Raw genomic sequence first — 21,732 nt, forward strand, 5'->3', positions numbered from 1 at the left:
TGCTGATATGTGTTCTGGGTACTTTAATTTTTTCCTTGCCGGCTGTACAAACGTTATTGGCAAAGTATGCGACCAAACGAATAAATACCCAATATGGCACCCATATCAATATTGACCGTTTACGGGTTTCCCTCATTTCTTGGGATACGGCTTTAGAAGGTGTATTTGTTGAGGACTATCGACAAGATACCCTATTCTATGTCAATGAACTAAAAACTTCAATTCTAAGTATTGGTAACTTGGCGCAAGGTAATTTGGAGTTTGGCGATATCGGTGTAAACCAGTTGAATTTTAAACTGAGAACATATTACGGAGAAAGCAGTACTAATTTAGAGGTGTTCGTCGATAAACTTGATGATGGAAAGCCCAGATCACCTGATACGCCGCCATTTTCGTTGTCCTCATCCTATGTTGATATAAAAAAAAGTAAGTTCCAATACTTGGATGATAACCTTGAAAAATCAACGATTTTAAATTTTGATAGTTTAAATATCAGTGCCAGAGGTTTTAAGATTCTTGGTCCGGTTGTAACGACTGATATTCAAGATATGGCCTTTTATAGTAACAGAGGTTTGAAAGTAAATCAATTGGCCACAAAATTTAAATATACCAAAGAGCAAATGCGCTTCGATTCGCTCAAAATCAAAACCCCATTATCTGAGTTAGACGGTAATTTGGTTTTCAACTACAACCGAGAAGATTTTAAGGACTTCTTAAATAAAGTGAATGTTGAAGCCAATTTTACGGAATCTAAGGTGGCCTTTGACGAAATCAATTTGCTTTATAATGAGTTTGGAAAAGGAAAAGAAGCAACATTTAGTGCCGTCATATCAGGAGTGCTAAACGATTTAAATACAGACAATCTTTTTTTGTTTTCCGATAATACGGGAATTCGTGGAAATTTTAATTTCAAAAATCTGTTCAGTTCGCAAAAACCTTTTAGTCTCAATGCTGACATGAAGAATGTAACGAGTAGTTATTATCAATTGAATGCTTTATTGCCAAGTTTAATAGGTAATTCATTACCATCTACCTTTAGTAAATTAGGGCAGTTTACCATACGTGGCAATGCTTTGGTCACCAATTCTTCCATTGAGGCAAAAGTTAACTTGAACACCGCGATCGGCAGTAGCTATTCTGATATTGTTCTGAGCGATTTCAACAATATAGATAATGCTACCTATAAAGGATTCATTTCCTTGATCGACTTTGATTTGGGAGATTTTGTGGAAAGTAAAAGCTTGGGCAAAACAACGTTAGATTTTAACGTAGAAGGAAAAGGTTTTGTAAAGGAAAAATTGAATACTGAGATCATTGGGCAAATTTATTCCATTGAGTTCAACAATTACAATTATCAGAATCTAAAGGTTTCCGGTTTGCTTAAGGATCAATTGTTCGATGGTACACTGATCAGTAATGATGAAAATATCAAGTTTAATTTTAAGGGATTGGCCAATGTTGCAGAAAATAGAAACAATTTCAACTTCATTGCGTCGGTCGATTATGCGGATCTAAAAAAATTGAATTTCATCAAGGATAGTGTTTCGGTTTTCAAGGGAAATGTAAGTATGGATATCTCGGGCAATACTTTGGACAATATTGTAGGAGATATCAAGTTCACCCAAACCAGTTATCAAAATGTAAACGACACCTATTACTTTGAGGATTTTGCAGTAACATCCACTTTTGATGATGAAAACATCCGGAACATAAATATTAATTCTCCTGATATTATTACAGGTTTCATGAGAGGTAATTTTAAGGTGAAGGAACTGGGTAAACTTGTGCAGAACTCATTGGGTAGTATCTATACAAATTATAAACCTTTTGAAATTTCCGATGGCCAAAACCTCTCTTTCAACTTCAAGATTTACAACAAAATAGTGGACGTATTTTTTCCTGAAGTCCGTTTTGATCCAAATACGTTCATTAAAGGGAATATTGTTGCGGATCAAGGTGATTTTAAACTCAGTTTTGAATCTCCGAGTATTGAAGCTTTTGGTACGGCCGCAGATAATATTGAGGTGCGTATAGATAATAAAAACCCACTCTTCAACACTTTTATATCGGTCGGGGAGTTGGATACACCTTATTATAATTTCAAAGATTTCAACCTGATAAATACTACGCTGAAGGATACACTATTTTTTAGATCCGAGTTTAAGGGGGGCAGTGATTTTAACGACTCCTACAATCTTAATTTTTACCACACTTTTAATAAGGATAACAAATCCGTTATCGGTCTTAAGACATCCGACGTCAGTTTTAAAGGCAATAAATGGATTTTAAACAAGGAGGGTGATAATAAGAACAAAGTCATCTTAAATCGGGCCTTGGATAGCATTACCATTCAAGAAATCGTGATGAACAACGCAGATAAGGAACAAATAAGATTACGCGGACAATTGGCGGATTCTACCTATAAAGACCTTCAATTAGAATTTAAAATAGTTTCATTGAACAAGATTACCCCAGTAATAGACAGTCTTAAATTGCAGGGAGAGGTTAACGGTACTTTAAATGTATTGCAAAAGGATGGAATTTATTTGCCATCGTCCAATCTAAATATAAATAGTTTTGGTATCAATGAAATTCCATTGGGAGATTTAGCGATTAATATTATCGGAAATAAGGATTTGACCGAGTTTCAAGTCAATTCACAGATCTCTGACAAGGGGATGGAAAAATTCAGTGTTGTGGGTAAAATCGAGAATAAGGAGAAAATACCTAAGGCAGATTTAATAGCGAATTTCAATAATTTTAGTTTAGAACCTTTTAGTCCACTCGGGGAAGGTGTCATTGATCATATAAGAGGTGATATTGATGGAAGGGTAAGTATAGTTGGTAATGTTGACAACCCAAGTTTTAATGGTTTGTTGACGCTAGATAATGCCGGTATCGCAATACCCTATTTAAATGTGGATTATGGTTTTGCACCACGTTCCCGTGTTGTGCTTTCTGATCAGACTTTTGATTTTGAAAATATAGCTTTGCGTGATATTGCAAAAGGTACCAAAGCAAATTTAGATGGTACAATTTCCCATAGTTATTTTGATAATTGGGTGTTAGACTTAAAGGTCGATACCAATAATGACCGTTTTCTTATTTTGAATACAGAGTTCAAAGAAGGCGATCTGTACTATGGCACGGGGTACCTCAATGGTACTGGACGTATTTATGGGCCTACGACCGCACTGAATATTACGGTTGATGGGGAAACGGCAAGGGGAACTTCTTTGAAAATACCTTTAAGTGATGTTGCCAGTGTAGGAGATTATTCCTTTATCAATTTCATTGAAAAAAATGACCGAAAAACCATTGAGCAACAAAAACAGTTAAAAGATTATCAGGGATTGGAACTTGAATTCAACCTTGACATAACGCCTGAGGCAGAAGTCGAAATCGTGACCGACACCAAAACAGGAAGTTCTTTGAAAGGAACAGGAGAAGGTATTATTTTGATTCAGATCAACACCAACGGTAAGTTTGAAATGTATGGTGATTTTGTTGTGGTTACAGGAGAATTCAATTACAAATTCGGTGGAATCATCGATAAAAGATTCAAGGTAAAACCAGGAGGTACCATTAATTGGGATCAGAAACCCTTAGAGGCTTTATTGAGTATGGAAGCAGTCTATTCGCTAAACGCCAATCCTGCTCCCTTGTTAGATGATGCAGGCTTTACGAGAAGGATACCGACAGATGTGGTCATACGATTAACAGGAGAGCTGCAAAGTCCCGATATTGACTTCAGTATTGATTTTCCAGGTACAAGTTCTATCGTCCAATCTGAATTGGAATATAGACTTCAGGATCCCACGGTAGAAGAAAAGAACGCTATCTTTTTATTGGCACAGGGAACCTTTGTAAACGCTCAAAGTGGTATCAATCAACAGGCGATAACAGGCAATTTGGTACAAAGTGCTTCGGGTATTTTGAATTCTATTTTAAGTGGGAACAATGATAAGTTTAATCTCGGGCTTTCTTATGAGCAGGGTATTTTAGATAGAACTGCTGATATTCAAACTGATGATCGAATTGGTGTAACGTTGTCGACCCAGATATCCGATAGAATTTTGTTTAACGGTAAAGTAGGGGTTCCGGTAGGGGCTTCGAGTCAAACCTTGGTAGCGGGTGATTTTGAAATACAGGTACTGTTAAACGAAAAGGGAACGCTTAGCGCTAAATTTTTCAGTAGGCAGAGCGAAATTCAGGCATACCTATCCAATCAACAAGGTTCAACCCAAGGGGCGGGATTGACCTACGAGGTAGATTTCAATAATTTCAAAGAATTGTTCCGAAAAATTTTGGCCAATGATATAAAAATCGAAAAGCCAGTACCAACACAAGAAGCTCCGACTTCTGTAATGGGGAACGATAGCTTGATACGGTTTTACGATAAACCCAAATCAATCAATCGCTAAATTATTGTAATCCTACTGTTAATTAATATTGATTTTTAAGAGTTTTTACAATAAAATATCACAACTCAAACATTTTCTATGATTTCCTTTAAAATGGGTGCCTCGTAGATTTCATTATTGAATTTAGTTTTAGTAATTTCGTTGGCTTAAATTTTTCGATGTCTTCAAAAATTAAGAAAATAGCAGTGTTGACTTCAGGCGGCGATTCTCCAGGGATGAACGCAGCCATTAGGTCAGTCGTACGTACTTGTGCCTACATGAAAGTGGAATGTATGGCGATCTACAGAGGTTATCAAGGAATGATTGAGGGGGATTTTAAACCGATGGACGCCCGTAGTGTTAATAATATTATTAATAAAGGGGGAACCATTTTAAAATCGGCCAGATGTAATGATTTTAGAACGCCTGAAGGTAGAAAGATAGCACATGAACAGCTTTTAAAAGCGGGGATTGATGCCTTTGTGGTGATTGGTGGTGACGGTAGCTTTACCGGGGCCATGATGTTCAACAAGGAGTTTAACTTTCCCGTAATGGGTATTCCAGGAACTATCGATAATGATATTTTCGGAACAACTTTTACCTTGGGCTTTGATACGGCGCTAAATACGGTGGTCGATTGTATTGACAAGATTAGGGATACGGCAAGCTCTCATAACAGACTTTTCTTTGTAGAAGTCATGGGAAGGGATGTTGGTCATATTGCTTTAAATGCTGGCGTTGGTGCAGGTGCCGAGGAAATATTGATTCCAGAGGAAAATTTAGGTTTGGATCGACTATTGGAATCCTTGAAAAGAAGTAAGGAGTCAGGAAAATCATCAAGTATCGTAATCGTTGCCGAAGGTGATAAATCGGGTAAAAATGTATTCGAACTTAAGGAGTATGTAGAAGAACATCTACCGATTTATGATGTTCGTGTTTCCGTTTTAGGCCACATGCAACGCGGGGGTGCGCCATCTTGTTATGATCGAGTGCTTGCCAGTAGAATGGGAGTGAAGGCCGTAGAAGCTTTATTGGAAGGTAAAACGAACCTTATGGTAGGTATCCAAGATAACAAAATCACATTGACCCCTATAAACAAAGCGATAAAGGGACATACAAAAATAGATAAGGAGCTCATAAGGGTTTCTGAAATAATGACAACATAAATTTAAACGTTAAAAACAGAGAAAATGTCAAATTTAAAAATAGGAATTAACGGATTCGGTAGAATAGGAAGATTGGTCTTCAGAACAACGGTAAAGCGTGGTGATGTAGATGTAGTCGCCATCAATGATCTATTAGATGTTGAGCACCTGGCCTACTTGCTAAAGTATGATTCCGTACACGGTGCTTTTGACGGTACTGTAGATGTAAAAGACGGTCATTTGGTCGTAAATGGTAAAACAGTGCGAATCACAGCGGAAAGAGATCCTAAAAATTGTAAGTGGGATGAGGTAGGCGCAACAACAGTTGCCGAATGTACAGGTATCTTTACTACCTTAGAAACCGCTCAATACCATATTGATGGTGGTGCTAAAAAAGTTGTTATTTCAGCTCCTTCCAAAGATGCCCCTATGTTCGTAATGGGTGTCAACCATAAAGATGTAAAATCTTCCGATACTATAGTTTCAAACGCATCGTGTACGACCAACTGTTTGGCACCGATGGCAAAAGTATTGAATGATAAATTCGGCATCGAAGAAGCTTTAATGACTACGGTACACGCCACAACTGCAACTCAAATGACAGTTGATGGTCCGTCTAGAAAAGACTGGAGAGGTGGTAGAAGTGCAATGTTGAACATTATACCTGCCTCTACAGGTGCAGCGGTTGCGGTTACTAAAGTTATTCCATCGCTTAAAGGTAAACTTACAGGTATGGCTTTCAGGGTTCCTACTGCAGATGTTTCTGTGGTTGACTTAACTGTGCGTTTAGAAAAGGAAACTTCTTATGATGAAATCAAAAAGGCCTTTAAGGAAGCTTCTGAAGGTGAATTAAATGGTGTCTTAGGGTATACCGAAGAAGCTGTGGTTTCACAGGATTTTATCGGGGAGACCAATACGAGCGTATTTGATGCCGAAGCGGGTATTGAATTGAATTCGAAATTCTTCAAACTTATTTGTTGGTATGACAATGAGTCTGGTTTTTCCAATAAAATGGTAGACTTGATTCAACACGTTAATACACTATAACCAACAATTTGGTTTAATAAAGATATTTCCTGAAAATGAGGCATTTTTTCCTTATTTTCAGGATTATTTTTTAAATACAATCGGTATATGATTTTAATAGTAGACAGTGGCGCAACCAAGTCTGATTGGATTGCTTTGGATGATAATGGGGAGCAGCTTTTTTTGACCCAAACGTTGGGGTTGAGTCCAGAAGTTTTGACCAAAGATGTAATTGAGGATCGCTTGGCCAATAATTTTGAGTTATCCAAAAACCGGGAAAATGTTTCCCACCTTTATTTTTACGGCGCTGGTTGTGGAACGGACCGGATGAAGAAATTTTTGAAAGGCATATTTAAAGATTTTTTTCCTAATGCAAAAGCAGATGTTAAGGAAGATACCTATGCCGCCATTTTCGCCACGACCAAAGTGGGTCATCAAGGAATTGTTTGTATCCTTGGTACGGGATCAAATTGTAGTTATTACGATGGCACACAATTATTCCAAAAAGTAACATCATTGGGCTATATTCCTATGGATGATGGAAGTGGAAATTACTTTGGACGAAAGTTGATCCGTGATTATTATTTCAATAAAATACCCACTGACTTAGCTCATAAGTTCGCCAAAGACTACGATTTGGATGCAGATGTCATCAAAGAAAACCTGTATAAGCAACCCAATCCAAATACCTATTTAGCAACTTTTGCGCGCTTTTTGGTCGAGAACAAAGAGCATCCTTACTCGAAAGGAGTCATCGATAAGGGTTTCCAGCAGTTCATTAATAATTACGTAATGCAATTTGATTTAGCTACTAAAGTGCCTATTAATTTTGTTGGCAGTATTGCCCATTACCTTAGAGATGAGCTTACATCTGTATTGAAACGTAATGATTTAATTGTTGGGGTTATTAGACAAAGACCTATAGAAGGGTTGGTCGATTTTCATAGATCCAATATGTAATTTTATTTTACAGCGATCATGGATATTTCAACGTTTACAAACTTCGGTAAATTTGCAACTTCGACAGTTTCTCTTGCCGGTGCGGTCTCTGCATCAAAATAGCTTGCATACACTTCGTTGACTTGGGCAAACTGATTCATATCGCTTAGAAAAATAGAAGACTTTACAACATGTTCAAAGGTCATTTTGGCTTCGTCCAAAATGGCCTTTAAATTTTCCATAGACTGTTTAGTCTCTTTTTTAATATCTCCAGAAACCAATTCTCCTGTAGCTGGGTTTAGGGGTATTTGTCCAGAAATATATAGCGTTCCATTACTTAATATAGCCTGATTGTAAGGGCCAATGGGAGCTGGTGCATTTGTTGTATTGATTATTTTTTTCATTGTTGAATAGTTAAGTGAATATAATTTTTAATTTCTAATTGGTTGGCTTCTATTCTCCCATTTCAAATCTTTAAGGATCGAAGAACTTATACCTATGAAGAAATACCATCTTTTGTATTGTCCGAAGGGCGTCCAATTAAAACGCATGGAAAAACTCTTTAGATCACGTTGAAAGCGAAGTTGGGTCAACGTAAATCCGTTATTTTTAAAATCATACCCAGATGAGCCCCCAATTTTCCATCGTGGTGCTAATTCAATGTCCCCCGAGAACATTAGTGAATGACTGCTGAATTCATTCTGTCGCGCCGAATTCAAGTAACTGGCGGAATAGGCCAACCTAAAATTCCATGGAATCTTTGTTCCATAGATTGGGTTTTCAACGTCTTCATTCGTGTCCTTGTCCTGTATAGGGTTGTCACTGAAGCTATCTGCCTTACCGAATAGGTCATCGTCCCTACCACCACTTTGGGCAACATAGTCAAATGGATCTTCCTCTTCTTCTTTTTCATCGTCCTCCTTTTTGCCGAACATATCGCTACTTATCGAATAGGATACATTCATATTGGCTCTGGTCAACCGAAATAGGCTACCTCCATTATCAACATTCCAGGTGTCTATTCTTCTACCATTATTATCGATAGCATAAGGGTCGAGACCCGCAGAAAAGTTGATGGACATTTTATTGTTTAGAATATTCGTACCTCCATTGATGCTTAATGGATTTAAACGTAATGAATCCGATTCGAAATTATATCCTGTCGAAATATTAAAATTACTTAATAAGGGCACTTTTTTAGGTTCTATTTTGGTAGAATCCTTATCCCTGACTTTGGCTTCTAGGGTGTTGGCCAATGAAAATCCTACACTGTTCGATTTACCCAATGATGGAGCACCGTTGAGTGTTCCTTGAAATCTACTGAATTGAACTACATTGCCATTACCATCCAAATATTCATCATAGAATTGATCAAAAGAAGGGGCGTAACCGTAGCTTATTGAAGGGCGCATGGTATGGCGTATCGCTTGTATTTTTTTGTCCTCGCCAAAATCGAATGTTCCATAAAGGGTGGTACCTATACTTGTGCTGAAATTGTATTTGTTGTACCGATCAAAACCTTTGAGAGTATCGGTAACTATTTTAGAAGTAGTTGCATCAAACCGTTTGTTATAGGTTTCTAAGGTCCAAACGTCTTCATAATTTCCGCCAACACTAACGCTGAAGAATTTAGCTACTTTGAAATTGGTGCTAATGGGTATGCGATGTCTTGCTCCGACTTTAGCACCCTCGAACATCCTTCCTGTTAAAAAATCGTCATCATTGGTCGTTAGTCTATTTTGGGCGTTTACATCATATTGAAAGTTGATGTTCTGAATAATACCTTTTTTAATTCCGTCTCTTTTTACAAATGGATAAATACGTTCCATGCTTGCCTGAAAGGTAGGGAGTGTCATGGAGATATTTTTTAATTCGGGATTTTCCCTTGCCTGCGGGCTGGTGTTTTGAGAATGTGTGGCCGTTAGGCTCATGTTCACAGATGGATATGCCGGAAATGTTTTTGAGTATGAAATTGATGATGAAAGATTATTGTTTTGGGTGAGTGGCAAGTTTCTTTGTTGCAGCGAATTCTGATAATAATTGGTGCTACCTAAATTTACGGATGCAGAAAATCGAGAATTTGGGCTGGATTTTGGATCTTGTGAATGCGAAAATTGAATATTGTAATTTTTCGATAAACTGTAATCACTAAACCCTTTTTGACTTCTAACCTGGTTCTCGTACCTTAAATTAACATTTCCCCTATACTTGTATCTTTTGGTATATATCGATGCAGTTCTAAAGGCATAACTACCGTTCGTGTAAAAATCTCCAGAGAGGGTCACATCCGCATAATCGCCTAAAGGAACATAGTAGCCCATATCTTGCAAAAAATACCCTGTATTCGGGTTGTTCCCGAATGAGGGCATCAAAATACCTGCAGATCGGCCAACGGAAAGTGGAAAATACGCAAAGGGCATGGCAATAGGTGTTGGTACATCGGCTATGTACAAATTACTGAAACCGGCGATCACCTTTTTTTTAGGAACGAATTTTGCTTTTCTGACTCTAATGTAATAATCAGGATCTATGGTGTCTTTTGACGTAGTTAGCTTTGCTTCGCTCAAGAAATAAACCGAATCGTTTTCTTTTTTTGTGATTTCGGCATAAACTTTCATGGCATCACTACCCAACTGTCCGGCAGCTGCTTGTTGTTCCGTTCGTGAATTCCAAATCAGTGCTTTCTGGGTGTCAAAATTAAACCGTATGGAATCTGGAATAACAATATTGGACCCTTGCTTGAAATAGGGTAACTGGCTATAATTTCCCAGGGAATCTTTCATTCTACCGGCATAGACCTCATTTTTAATATAATCCATAATGATTATACCAGCCTTTAATTCGGTATCTTGGTAATATATTTCGGCCTCGTTGTAGAGGTAGATCTTATTTTCTTGTTGACTTAGTTTAACGTAATCCTTAGCCTTGTAAGTTATTTTATCGAGCAACAACGGGGGCTTTTGGTTTAAGGAATCAACGGCCAAAGAATCTGTAGCGCTAGAATCTCTTATTATGGCCGACGGGAACAAAGGAGCTGTAATGGAATCTTTTTGAGCCTCGATGTTTAAAGGGGTAACCTTGCCTTCTTGTGCTAGGACACAAAACCCACCAACAATAACCACGAATAGGAAAAGTAAGTATTGTTTGTTTGTTTGCAAGGCTTTATATCCTATTTTTGTAAAGATTTGGCGGTTAGATGAGCCATTGTTTCAGATGCCAAACTTACATATATTTTTTATTCCCTATACAGGGTGTTACCATAAATTTAACCATTATAAGGGCTTTAAAACCCCTAATACTTATGAAAATAAAATTCGTTTGCGCACTACTTTTTATATCGATTTCATTGTTCCTTCAATCTTTTTCTGTCCCTAGTGAAGAAAAAAGATCAGATGATCCGTTTATTGTGGTTTTAGATGCAGGCCATGGGGGGCATGACCCCGGGAATTTAGGAAATGGTTATCTGGAGAAAAAAATAGCGTTGAATATCGTTCTTAAAGTGGGTGAAATATTATCGAGGAATAAAGACATCAAGGTTATTTATACCCGAAAAGACGATACGTTCATTGATTTGTACGTTAGGGGAGAGGTCGCCAATAAGGCCAATGCAGATTTGTTTGTATCTGTTCACTGCGATTCACATACGTCAGACGCCCATGGCGCGGGTACGTTTGTTTTAGGATTGCACGCGAACAAACAGAACTTTGAAATTGCAAAAAAGGAAAACTCGGTAATCTACTTAGAGGATAATTATGAAAACCGATATGCCGACTATGATATTAATTCACCAGAGTCGGTAATCGGGCTAACCATTATGCAAGAAGAATTCTTGGATCAAAGTGTCGCTTTGGCTACCATGATTCAAGAAAATTTTTCCAATTCCTTAAAAAGGACCGACAGAAAAGTAAAACAAGCAGGATTCATTGTTTTACACCAAACGTTTATGCCGAGTGTTTTGGTTGAAACGGGGTTTTTAACCAATAAAGAAGAAGGCTCTTATTTGAATTCTAACAAGGGGCAGGCTGAAATGGGGAATGCAATTGCAAAGGCCATTTTGCGTTATAAGGAAGGAGTACAGCCAACGGTTAGAGAGGTTAGCACTACATCGCCCGAGCCCGGGTCAAATGAGATAGTTAAGGAAGAAGCGGGAAGAAAAAAGGTTGTGTCAAAGGGAATTCAAAAAGAGAAAGAGAAGGTTGCCGAAGTACCTAATAATCCCAACGAGTTAAATACGCCAAAAGAAACAATATCCTCAAAAGAGGTGGCGGCCTCTATCGTTTTCAAGATCCAATTAATGGCAAGCAGTAAAAATATACCGCTCGATGGGGCTAATTTCAATGGACTCTCTAATTTGTCACAAGAGCCTTATAAGAATCTTTATCGATATATGTATGGGGAAACCCGCTCTTACCGAGAGGCGAAAATGATGCAATCATTGGCAGCGGATAAAGGATATGGCAGTGCCTATATCGTGGCATATAAACTAGGTGAACGCATCCCCATAAAAGAAGCAATAGAGGAGGTTTCGGAATTAAAGCCTTAAAGTGTCAATTTTATTCCTAATTTTGAGTGTACTAAAAATATATTTGCTTGAAACTATCTAGAGAATTAAAAACAGGAATTATTGTAGTTGGAGGGATTCTATTGTTCATAATGGGATTCAGCTTTTTGAAGTCGACGCCCATTTTTGATAACAGCAAAACATTTTATGCAGTTTATCCAAATGTTGGTGGCTTACAATCCGGAACCTCGGTATCCATAAATGGCTTTAATGTAGGTAAGGTGAACGACATTAAATTTTTGGATACAAAAGGAAACTTATTGGTAACCTTCACGGTAGGCAATGACTTTAAATTTTCCAAGAATAGTATTGTCGAACTTTACGATACGGGAATTATAGGAGGCAAAGGCCTACAGATAAGACCTGCTTTCGATAGTACGGGCATTGCTCAATCGGGAGATACCCTACAAACTGAAACAAGACCAGGTATTACTGATTTGGCGCAAGAGAAATTGACACCCTTGGTCCGTAAGTTCGAATCTGCAATTTCTGATGCCGATTCTGTGCTTGTCAATGTAAATTCGGTATTGGATACAAAAACGAAAAAGGATTTAAGAGAAGTTATTTCAGGGTTAAGTGATTTGATCGTCAGTCTAAATGGTAGCGCAAGTGCGTTAAATACCATACTTGATACTAACAAGGATAAATTGAACAACTCCTTTAAGAATTTCGACGTGCTCACTACGAATTTCGCTAAACTATCCGATTCCTTAAATACTGCTGGGTTAGGTAGAACTTTGGCCAGTTTGGAATCGACAATGGCTAGTTTGGACAGGGTTACGCAAAAAATCGAAAATGGAGACGGTACTTTGGGATTGTTAATGACCGATAAAGAATTATATACCAATTTAAACAGCACTACAAGAGAACTGGATCTTCTACTACAAGATTTGCGCCTTAATCCTAAACGATATGTCAATGTTTCGGTTTTTGGTAAGAAACAAAAGGAGTACACATTACCAGAAGATGATCCTGCAGAAAAAATTGAAGATTAAATTATGCAATACCTCCCCAATATTGTATTTGTCGCCCTACTTATTTTCGGAATAGGATTTTTTGTAAAGAATATTTCAAAATTAAAGCGCAATATTTTTCTTGGTAAGGATGTCTCCGTATCGGAGAATAAATCCCAACGCTGGAAGAATATGGCCAAAATTGCTTTAGGTCAGACCAAAATGGTGGTGAGACCCGTTGCGGGAATACTTCATATCATTGTTTATGTCGGCTTTATCATCATAAATATAGAAGTGCTTGAAATAATTTTGGATGGCATTTTTGGAACCCATAGACTCTTCGCCGTATTAGGTCCTATTTATGATTACCTTATCGCATCTTTTGAAGTTCTGGCCTTTCTAGTGATCGTCGCCGTAATTGCCTTTTGGTTAAGAAGAAATGTTATTCGGTTGAAACGGTTCTTTAAACCTGAAATGAAAGGTTGGCCAAAAAAGGATGGAAATCTTATTTTATATATTGAGTTGGTGCTGATGTTGTTGTTTCTTACCATGAATGCGGCAGATTATCAGTTACAGCAAATGGGAGCGGAACATTATAAAGCAGTGGGATCTTTTCCTGTAAGTGGATTCATAGTTCCATTATTTCAAAATTTATCCGTATCCAGCTTAATTCTTGTGGAACGAGCCGCATGGTGGCTACATATAGCAGGAATTTTGTTCTTTTTGAATTATCTGTATTATTCCAAGCATTTGCATATTCTTTTGGCTTTTCCGAATACCTTTTATGGAAGACTAACACCAAAGGGACAATTCAAGAATTTAGAATCCGTGACCAAGGAAGTCCGTATGATGATGGATCCCAGTGCGGATCCTTTTGCGACACCTGCAGATGACGCTGTGGTTCCAGAGAAATTTGGAGCGTCAGATGTCACTGATTTAAGTTGGGTTCAATTATTGAATGCATATACCTGTACAGAGTGTGGTCGTTGTACCAGCGAATGCCCTGCCAACCAAACGGGAAAAAAATTGTCGCCACGAAAAATAATGATGGATACCCGGGATCGATTAGAAGAAGTAGGGGGTATAATGGATGCGAACAAAGGGGAATTTAAGGCCGATGGAAAACAGCTGTTAGATGATTACATAACCCGTGAGGAACTTTGGGCTTGTACATCTTGTAACGCATGTTTAGAAGCGTGTCCGGTGAGTATAGACCCATTATCGGTTATAATGGATATGAGACAGTACCTGGTCATGGAACAATCTGCGGCTCCAACAGATTTGAATAATATGATGGGGAATATTGAGAATAACGGAGCACCTTGGCCGTTCAATCAAATGGACCGCTTAAATTGGAGTAAAGAATCTTAAACAACAATATGGCAAGTGAATTAAAAGTGCCTACAATGGCAGAGCTTTTTGCGGCAGGAACCAAACCCGAAGTTTTATTTTGGGTAGGGTGTGCCGGAAGTTTTGATGATAGGGCTAAAAAAATAACGAAAGCCTTTGTGAAGATCTTGAATAAGGCAAATGTTTCTTTCGCAGTGTTGGGAACAGAAGAAAGTTGTACCGGTGATCCGGCCAAACGGGCAGGGAATGAATTTTTGTTTCAAATGCAGGCCGTTACTAATATTGAGGTACTTAATGCCTATGAAATAAAGAAAATTGTTACAGCTTGTCCGCATTGCTTCAATACCCTCAAAAATGAATATCCAGGATTAGGTGGTAGTTATGAGGTCGTGCACCATACCCAATTTTTAAAACAATTACTTACCGAAGGCCGCATCTCTATGGAGGGTGGGACGTTCAAAGGAAAGAGAATTACATTTCACGACCCCTGTTATTTGGGTAGGGCAAATGGCGTTTATGAAGCCCCACGCGATTTGATTCGAAAGTTGGATGCCGAGTTGGTGGAAATGAAGAGTTGCAAGCAAAGAGGACTTTGTTGTGGAGCTGGCGGTGCCCAAATGTTCAAGGAGCCGGAAAAGGGTAATAAAGATGTGAATATTGAGCGTACCGAGCAAGCTTTGGAAACCCAACCGGAAATCATTGCGGCTGGATGTCCTTTTTGCAATACCATGATGACAGATGGTGTAAAGAATAAAGAAAAAGAAGGTACCATTGCCGTGATGGACATAGCGGAGCTAATCGCTACTGCCGAAGACCTTTAAAAAAGATATTGTTTTTTCAAATCGATAAATAAAATAATTTGCTAGTAGAATTTAATACCTTACCTGAATCTGCAAGAGTGTGGATCTATCAATGTAATCGATCTTTGACCGAGGACGAATTGGCCGAAATATGTACGGACCTTGATAAGTTTCTTGAGTCGTGGACGGCCCACGGTAAAGATTTGAAGGCCGGTTACGAAATAAAATACAAGCGTTTTATAATTATAGCTTTGGATCAGAGTGCTCAAAATGCAACTGGGTGTTCCATTGATGCCTCTGTAAGATTTATACAGGAACTGGAAAAAAAGTACGATGTTCTATTACTTGATAAAATGAACGTTTCGTATAAACAAGGTGAATTTGTAGCCTATAAAACGCTGGTAGATTTCAAAGCAATGGCGAAACAGAAGGCTATTTCCAAAAACACGATTGTTTTCAATAACCTAGTTACCAATAAAGGTGAATATTTAGAACATTGGGAAGTCCCGGCTTCTGAAAGTTGGCATGCCCGTTTCTTATAAGAGATTTCTTCCAAACACCTCTAATCTATTGGGTTTTATCGATGAAATGCAATAATTTCATTGCATTGTAGTTATCCCATTACACATCAAATTATGCGCTTAGGTTTAGTTTTTATTTTAAGTTTAACGGGTTGTTATTTCCTAGTGGCTCAAAATCCATTGCGAACTAAGGACAGTCTTGTCCAGCAAGAATGGGTTGCAAAGCGGTATGATCAAATGACCCTTGATGAGAAACTGGGACAGTTATTCATGGTGAGTGTGGCTTCCGACCAAAATAAAGTGGCTACCGATAAAATAAAGAACCTCATTAGAAAAGAGCATTTAGGGGGTGTCATTTTTTCAAAAGGAGGGCCGGTACGGCAGGCCAAACTATGCAATGATTATCAGTCCGTTTCAAAAGTACCTTTGTTAATTGGGATGGATGCAGAATGGGGGCTCTCCATGCGATTGGATTCTACTTACGCTTTCCCTTGGAATATGACCTTGGGAGCCATACAAGATACCTCTATAGTCGAGAAAGTGGGTTACCAGATAGGAAAACACGCAAAACGCTTAGGTGTACATATTAACTTCGCTCCAGATCTTGATATTAATACAAATCCACAAAATCCGATCATAGGAAACCGCTCCTTTGGTGAGAATAGGGATAACGTTGTTGAAAAGGGCATTGCCTTTATTAAAGGAATGGAGCGTGCCGGAGTTTTGGCTAATGGAAAACACTTTCCAGGTCATGGCGATACAGCGGTTGATTCACATCATAATTTACCGGTGATACCCTTTTCCAGACAACGGCTCGATAGTTTAGAACTGTATCCCTTTAAAAAAGTCATTGCATCGGGTTTAAGCAGTATAATGGTAGCCCATTTAGAAGTTCCTGCCTTAGAACTCAAAGAGGGATTGCCCTCTTCTATTTCAGAACAGATTATTTCCGGACTTTTGAAAGAAGAGTTGGGTTATGAAGGCTTGATATTCACTGATGCCCTAAATATGAAAGGTGTTTCTACCCAAGGCGTTGGCGGAGATGTTGAATTAGCGGCTTTTATGGCCGGAAACGATATGTTGTTAATGCCAGAAAATATAGTAAGCGCAAAGCAAAAATTAACGAAAGCCTACGAAACCGGTCAGTTGACCGAAGAGCGATTAGCCTATTCTGTCAAAAAAATATTGATGGCTAAATATAAAGCAGGATTACATACGTATAAGCCCATAGTGCTAGATCATTTATATGAGGACTTAAATACACTCGAGAATGATATGGTGTATGAAGAGGCGATGGAGAATGCCATTACGATCGTAAAAAACAATGTAGATCTTCTCGGTATTAAGAACTTGGAGAATAAGAAAATCGCTTATGTGAAATTTGGAGATGATTCAAATGAAGCCTTTGTCAGAGCCTTGAAAAACTATACAAATGTCACCGTAATAAACTCAGGTAATATTAATGATCTTAAAATCAAATTAAAGGAATTTAACCTAGTCATCATAGGCCACCATAAAAGTAATGCCAGTCCTTGGAAAGGATATAAATTTTCAAATCAAGAGCTAGATTGGTTACAACAAATTGCAGAAGAAAGAACTTCTAATTTAATTCTGTGTGTATTTGCAAAACCCTATGCGCTTGCAGATATTAGCTCTTTTCAAAGTATCGATGCCGTGGTTATGGCATATCAAAACAGTGATATCGCACAGGAGAAAACAGCAGAAATACTTTTCGGGGCGATAGGGGCAACCGGTAAATTACCGGTAAGTGTAAATACTGAATTTCAAGTCAATACCGGATTGGAAACAAAGTCTTTAAGTCGATTGGGTTATAGTATTCCAGAACGGGTAGGGTTGAGTACCAATGGATTAGGAGCTATAGACCGCTTGGTTAAAAACGGTTTGGATAGTTTGATGTTTCCAGGGGCTCAGGTTCTGGTTGCCCGTAAAGGAAAGGTGATCTATCAAAAAAGCTTTGGTAAGCCTACCTATGATTCAAAGGAGCAAATTACCAATGATAATATTTATGACCTGGCTTCCTTGACCAAAATATTGTCAACCTTACCCATGATCATGAAAATGGAGGAAGAAGGTAAAATAGATTTGAATAATACGTTTGAAGAATTGGTCCCAAATTATTCCAATACCGAAATTAAAAATGTGACGGTACTTAAAGCCTTGTCACATTATGGCCGCCTACCTGCATGGATACCTTTCTATATCAGAACATTGGATAAAAACAAAAGACCTTCTCAAGAGTTCTATAGAACGTCTTCGATGCCAGGTTTCTCGACTAAAGTTTACGACCAGTTATATTTGGCAGATGCCTATCAAGATTCCATTTACAATCGAATCGGTAGGCAGGATCTAAAGTCAAACCGATATCGATATAGTGATGTTCCCTATTACGTGATGAAAAAGGTCATCGAGAAAAGTTACGGCCAACCATTAGATTATCTTGCCGATAAATTTTTATATAGTAGAATTGGAGCCAATCACACAACCTATAATCCGTTAGATAAATTTGAAAAGAGAAGTATAGTGCCTACGGAAGAGGATGATTATTATCGCTATGGAACCGTACAAGGGTATGTTCATGATATGGGAGCGGCAATGCAAGGCGGAGTAGGGGGGCACGCGGGACTTTTCAGTACTTCGAACGATATAGCCAAGATTATGCAGATGTATTTGCAGAATGGCTACTATGGTGGTACAAAATTTTTTGATTCCCGCACGGTAAAAAGGTTCAATACTTGTTATTTCTGTGATCAGAACGTACGCAGGGGAGTTGGTTTTGATAAACCGGAATTAAATCACGCCGGACCTACATGTGGTTGTGTTTCTAGAAAGAGTTTTGGGCATAGCGGTTTTACGGGTACCTATACTTGGGCAGACCCCGAAGAGGAAATAGTCTATGTGTTTTTATCCAACAGAACCTACCCCTCCGCATCCAATACGTTATTAGTTAAATCTGCGTTAAGGACCAGAATTCAACAAGCTATTTACGATTCAATTCTAAATTAAAAAGTAGTTTTGTACTAATGAAAATAGCAATAGTATGTTATCCTACCTTTGGAGGTAGTGGCGTCGTAGCGACAGAATTAGGAATTGCGTTGGCCAACAGGGGCCACGAAGTGCATTTTGTAACTTACAAACAACCAGTTCGCCTAGAACTATTGAGTAATAGGATATTTTTTCATGAGGTTCATGTGCCAGAGTATCCACTTTTTCACTACCAACCTTATGAGCTTGCCTTATCAAGTAAATTGGTAGATACGATTAAGCTTCACAATATTGATCTTTTACACGTACATTATGCCATACCACATGCCTATGCAGGGTATATGGCAAAAAAGATGCTCGAAGAAGAAGGAATTTATGTTCCAATGATCACTACATTACACGGTACCGATATCACTTTGGTCGGTAAACACCCTTTCTATAAACCTGCGGTAACTTTTAGTATAAATCAATCTGATGTAGTCACCTCGGTTTCAGAAAGTTTAAAAAGGGGCACTTTGGAAATTTTTGATATAAAAGGCGATATAGAGGTCATCCCTAATTTTATCGATACCAAAAAATATAGCACTTCGTTTACCGATTGTCAACGTTCTAATATGGCATCTGAAGGTGAACGTATAATTACCCATATAAGCAATTTCAGAAAAGTAAAGCGAATTCCTGACGTTATTAAGATTTTCAGTAAAATTCAATTAGAAATACCATCGAAACTAATTATGGTTGGAGAAGGGCCTGAAAAGGAAGGTGCGGAACGACTATGCGAAGAATTAGGGATTGCAAAGAAGGTCGTGTTCTTGGGGAATAGCAATGAAATCGATAAAATTTTATGTTTCTCCGATCTTTTTCTTTTACCATCGGAATCAGAAAGTTTTGGACTTGCGGCTTTGGAGGCCATGATTAATAAAGTCCCCGTCATTTCAAGTAATGCAGGTGGAATTCCAGAAGTGAATAAAGAAGGTGTTAGCGGATTTTTAAGTGATGTTGGGGATATCGAAGATATGGCATCCAAAGCCATAACCATATTAAAGCATGACGATGTTTTGGAAAGGTTTAAGCTGAACGCGCTTAAAGAAGCACAGAAGTTTGACATACAGAAGGTCTTGCCATTATATGAGGAGGTTTATGAAAGGGCTTTTAAAAGTCGATTTAAGAATGCTTAGGTCATTCTTGATTTCCGTTCCAATTTTTGTTTTTTTATCCCACGCTTGTAAAAGCAATAGCGCTCTAATGGATTCATATTCAGATAAGAATGCAATAGAATTAATTGTTCAGGAGAATTACAGTGGCTTTGATGATGAACAGTTCCTAATGATTCATAACCAAGAAGACCTACGTTCATTCTATGGAAGGGTAAATAGAACTAGAAAACCTGGTTTAACACCTCCGCTTATTGATTTTAATAAAGAAATGGTATTGGTTTGGTGTGTAGGAGAAGTAGATTCGGGTAATACTGAACTTGAGTTTTCGAGTCTCCAAAATAATATTTTGGTTCAGAAAATAAAATTTAAACCAAAAAAGGATCAGGAAAATTTAAAAGTGCAGCCTTTTTATATTTATAAACTTCCTAAAACTTCTAAAACACTACTATTCGATTAAACTTTCGTCGCGATTTCCTTCACTTTTAACTATCAATCGATCTTAATAGTAGTACACAGTATTAATTTGTCATAAACTCTTTATTCCATTAATTTCACATTTTAAAACCCAATTTTACATCTTATGAAAACTAGTAAATTAATTACTTTTTTGTTATTGTCGTCTCTGGTAAATATCACATATGCACAAGAAGATCTTCAGATTACTTCCAAGGACAGTATTGTTCAAAGTTCATGGATTTTCGGCGTGGGATTCAATGCAGTTGATGATTCTGGAAACGTTTTTGATGGCCTATTAAATGTGGCCAACGAATGGAATATGGTTCCATTTCCATCGCGCGTAAGTATCGGCAGGTATTTTAAGAACGGTTTGGGCATTGAGGCAGTTGGAACGTACAATAAATATAAAAAGGGCAATATTATTGATAATCAGATAAACCCTACTGATATAGATTATTTCGGATTGGACGCGCGTTTAACCTATGATTTAAATAAGATTATAGGACAGACCGGTTGGTTCGATCCATATGTTGGGGTAGGCGCAGGATATACAGATGCAAATAATTTGGGAAGAGGAACTTATAATGCCGTGGTTGGCTTTAGAACATGGTTCTCTGACCGATGGGGGCTAGATTTTAATTCTACTGGAAAATGGGCCATGAGTCAAAGTGACGGTGCTTCGAACCACATTCAGCATGCAGCGGGTGTGGTATATCAATTTGGTATAGAAAAAGGATTGTCTAAACGAGGTGAAGAAAAACAAGAACTATTGGCTGCGATCGAAAAAGAAAAACAGCGTCAAAGAGATTCTATTGCAGAGGTAAATCGACTGAGAGATGAAGCCTTATTGGCAGAAAGACTTGAGAAAGAGGCTCAACTGGCTGCTGCCGAAAAGGAACGTCTAGAAGCGTTGAAAAGGAGAAAAGAAGAGATAAAATCAAGAATAGCGAATTTGGGTAATGTTCATTTTGCCCTCAATTCATCGGTTTTAAATAATAAATCAAAATCTATAATGGATTCCCTTGTCGAGATTATGGAAGAAATTCAGACATTAAAATTAAAAATCACTTCATATACAGACTCCAGGGGTACTTCTAATTATAACGATTGGCTCTCCCAGCGTAGGGTAGATAGAACAAAGGACTATTTGTTGTCTAAAGGAATTCCTGAATCAAGATTGTCATCAGAGGCATTTGGGGAACGCATGCTGTTGAATGAATGCGATGACAATACGTATTGCCCAGAAGAGAAACATGCAGTCAATAGACGTTCCGAATTTGAGATTATAGAGTTTTAAATTCAGCAATTTATACCAAAATTTAAGCCCGATATGTATCGGGCTTTTTTATGTTGTTTTGATTTTAAGGTTTTGTGAATTTTAACGTTTTAAATAAACCCGTATGTCAAAGCACTATTTA

General features: G+C 38.0%; 15 protein-coding genes. 13 read left to right on the top strand and 2 right to left on the bottom strand.

Annotation, left to right across the window (positions count from 1 at the left end; all coding sequences use genetic code 11):
* Positions 1-35 precede the first annotated feature (35 nt).
* The 4 genes from ACNR9Q_RS09890 (at position 36) to ACNR9Q_RS09905 (ending at position 7,534) form a co-directional block, all read left to right on the top strand.
* Positions 36-4,424, top strand: coding sequence for a translocation/assembly module TamB domain-containing protein (locus tag ACNR9Q_RS09890; RefSeq protein WP_419211053.1), 4,389 nt, complete (start codon positions 36-38; stop codon positions 4,422-4,424).
* 158 nt (positions 4,425-4,582) lie between these two features.
* Positions 4,583-5,569: a 6-phosphofructokinase gene (gene pfkA / locus ACNR9Q_RS09895; RefSeq protein ID WP_419211054.1), complete on the top strand. Its 987-nt coding sequence runs from the start codon at positions 4,583-4,585 to the stop codon at positions 5,567-5,569.
* A 24-nt stretch (positions 5,570-5,593) separates the two neighbouring features.
* Positions 5,594-6,595, top strand: a complete 1,002-nt coding sequence (gap, locus tag ACNR9Q_RS09900; protein WP_419211055.1) for a type I glyceraldehyde-3-phosphate dehydrogenase — start codon at positions 5,594-5,596, stop codon at positions 6,593-6,595.
* 87 nt (positions 6,596-6,682) lie between these two features.
* The gene (locus ACNR9Q_RS09905; protein WP_419211056.1) at positions 6,683-7,534 is read left to right on the top strand and encodes an N-acetylglucosamine kinase; all 852 of its coding nucleotides are present in this window, start codon (positions 6,683-6,685) and stop codon (positions 7,532-7,534) included.
* Between the two features lie 2 nt (positions 7,535-7,536).
* Here ACNR9Q_RS09905 and ACNR9Q_RS09910 read toward each other — a convergent pair whose 3' ends face one another.
* Both ACNR9Q_RS09910 and ACNR9Q_RS09915 read right to left on the bottom strand, forming a co-directional pair.
* A complete protein-coding gene (locus ACNR9Q_RS09910) occupies positions 7,537-7,917 on the bottom strand; it encodes a RidA family protein (protein WP_419211057.1) in 381 nt (126 codons plus the stop codon).
* Positions 7,918-7,944: 27 nt separating this feature from the next.
* A complete protein-coding gene (locus ACNR9Q_RS09915) occupies positions 7,945-10,671 on the bottom strand; it encodes a putative LPS assembly protein LptD (protein ID WP_419211058.1) in 2,727 nt (908 codons plus the stop codon).
* A gap of 143 nt (positions 10,672-10,814) precedes the next feature.
* On the opposite strand from ACNR9Q_RS09915, the gene ACNR9Q_RS09920 reads away from it, so the two are divergent.
* The 9 genes from ACNR9Q_RS09920 to ACNR9Q_RS09960 all read left to right on the top strand — a co-directional run bounded on the left by ACNR9Q_RS09920 (position 10,815) and on the right by ACNR9Q_RS09960 (position 21,611).
* Positions 10,815-12,056 (top strand): N-acetylmuramoyl-L-alanine amidase family protein, encoded by a 1,242-nt coding sequence (locus ACNR9Q_RS09920; protein ID WP_419211059.1) that lies wholly within the window; start codon positions 10,815-10,817, stop codon positions 12,054-12,056.
* 47 nt (positions 12,057-12,103) lie between these two features.
* Complete coding sequence (locus ACNR9Q_RS09925) at positions 12,104-13,069, top strand: MlaD family protein (protein WP_419211060.1); 966 nt, start codon at positions 12,104-12,106, stop codon at positions 13,067-13,069.
* Positions 13,070-13,072: 3 nt separating this feature from the next.
* The gene (locus ACNR9Q_RS09930) at positions 13,073-14,398 is read left to right on the top strand and encodes a 4Fe-4S dicluster domain-containing protein (RefSeq protein WP_419211061.1); all 1,326 of its coding nucleotides are present in this window, start codon (positions 13,073-13,075) and stop codon (positions 14,396-14,398) included.
* 8 nt (positions 14,399-14,406) lie between these two features.
* Positions 14,407-15,198, top strand: a complete 792-nt coding sequence (locus ACNR9Q_RS09935) for a (Fe-S)-binding protein (protein WP_419211062.1) — start codon at positions 14,407-14,409, stop codon at positions 15,196-15,198.
* A 38-nt stretch (positions 15,199-15,236) separates the two neighbouring features.
* A complete protein-coding gene (locus ACNR9Q_RS09940; protein WP_419211063.1) occupies positions 15,237-15,719 on the top strand; it encodes an ABC transporter ATPase in 483 nt (160 codons plus the stop codon).
* A 93-nt stretch (positions 15,720-15,812) separates the two neighbouring features.
* Positions 15,813-18,722, top strand: a complete 2,910-nt coding sequence (locus tag ACNR9Q_RS09945; protein WP_419211064.1) for a glycoside hydrolase family 3 N-terminal domain-containing protein — start codon at positions 15,813-15,815, stop codon at positions 18,720-18,722.
* Positions 18,723-18,739: 17 nt separating this feature from the next.
* Positions 18,740-19,879: an N-acetyl-alpha-D-glucosaminyl L-malate synthase BshA gene (bshA, locus tag ACNR9Q_RS09950; protein ID WP_419211065.1), complete on the top strand. Its 1,140-nt coding sequence runs from the start codon at positions 18,740-18,742 to the stop codon at positions 19,877-19,879.
* Entirely contained in the window at positions 19,842-20,315 is a 474-nt protein-coding gene (locus ACNR9Q_RS09955) for a hypothetical protein (protein WP_419211066.1), read from the top strand. Before bshA ends, ACNR9Q_RS09955 begins: the two co-directional genes overlap by 38 nt.
* A 123-nt stretch (positions 20,316-20,438) precedes the next feature.
* The gene (locus ACNR9Q_RS09960; RefSeq protein ID WP_419211067.1) at positions 20,439-21,611 is read left to right on the top strand and encodes an OmpA family protein; all 1,173 of its coding nucleotides are present in this window, start codon (positions 20,439-20,441) and stop codon (positions 21,609-21,611) included.
* The last annotated feature ends 121 nt before the right edge of the window (positions 21,612-21,732 follow it).

Source organism: Maribacter sp. X9, from assembly GCF_048537565.1.
GTDB lineage: Bacteria > Bacteroidota > Bacteroidia > Flavobacteriales > Flavobacteriaceae > Maribacter.

Coding starts and splice junctions, on each gene's coding strand:
- pfkA (WP_419211054.1), top strand. CDS start 4,583: ATGTCTTCAAAAATTAAGAAAATAGCAGTGTTGACTTCAGGCGGCGAT.
- gap (WP_419211055.1), top strand. CDS start 5,594: ATGTCAAATTTAAAAATAGGAATTAACGGATTCGGTAGAATAGGAAGA.
- ACNR9Q_RS09905 (WP_419211056.1), top strand. CDS start 6,683: ATGATTTTAATAGTAGACAGTGGCGCAACCAAGTCTGATTGGATTGCT.
- ACNR9Q_RS09910 (WP_419211057.1), bottom strand. CDS start 7,917: ATGAAAAAAATAATCAATACAACAAATGCACCAGCTCCCATTGGCCCT.
- ACNR9Q_RS09920 (WP_419211059.1), top strand. CDS start 10,815: ATGAAAATAAAATTCGTTTGCGCACTACTTTTTATATCGATTTCATTG.
- ACNR9Q_RS09930 (WP_419211061.1), top strand. CDS start 13,073: ATGCAATACCTCCCCAATATTGTATTTGTCGCCCTACTTATTTTCGGA.
- ACNR9Q_RS09935 (WP_419211062.1), top strand. CDS start 14,407: ATGGCAAGTGAATTAAAAGTGCCTACAATGGCAGAGCTTTTTGCGGCA.
- ACNR9Q_RS09945 (WP_419211064.1), top strand. CDS start 15,813: ATGCGCTTAGGTTTAGTTTTTATTTTAAGTTTAACGGGTTGTTATTTC.
- bshA (WP_419211065.1), top strand. CDS start 18,740: ATGAAAATAGCAATAGTATGTTATCCTACCTTTGGAGGTAGTGGCGTC.
- ACNR9Q_RS09955 (WP_419211066.1), top strand. CDS start 19,842: ATGAAAGGGCTTTTAAAAGTCGATTTAAGAATGCTTAGGTCATTCTTG.
- ACNR9Q_RS09960 (WP_419211067.1), top strand. CDS start 20,439: ATGAAAACTAGTAAATTAATTACTTTTTTGTTATTGTCGTCTCTGGTA.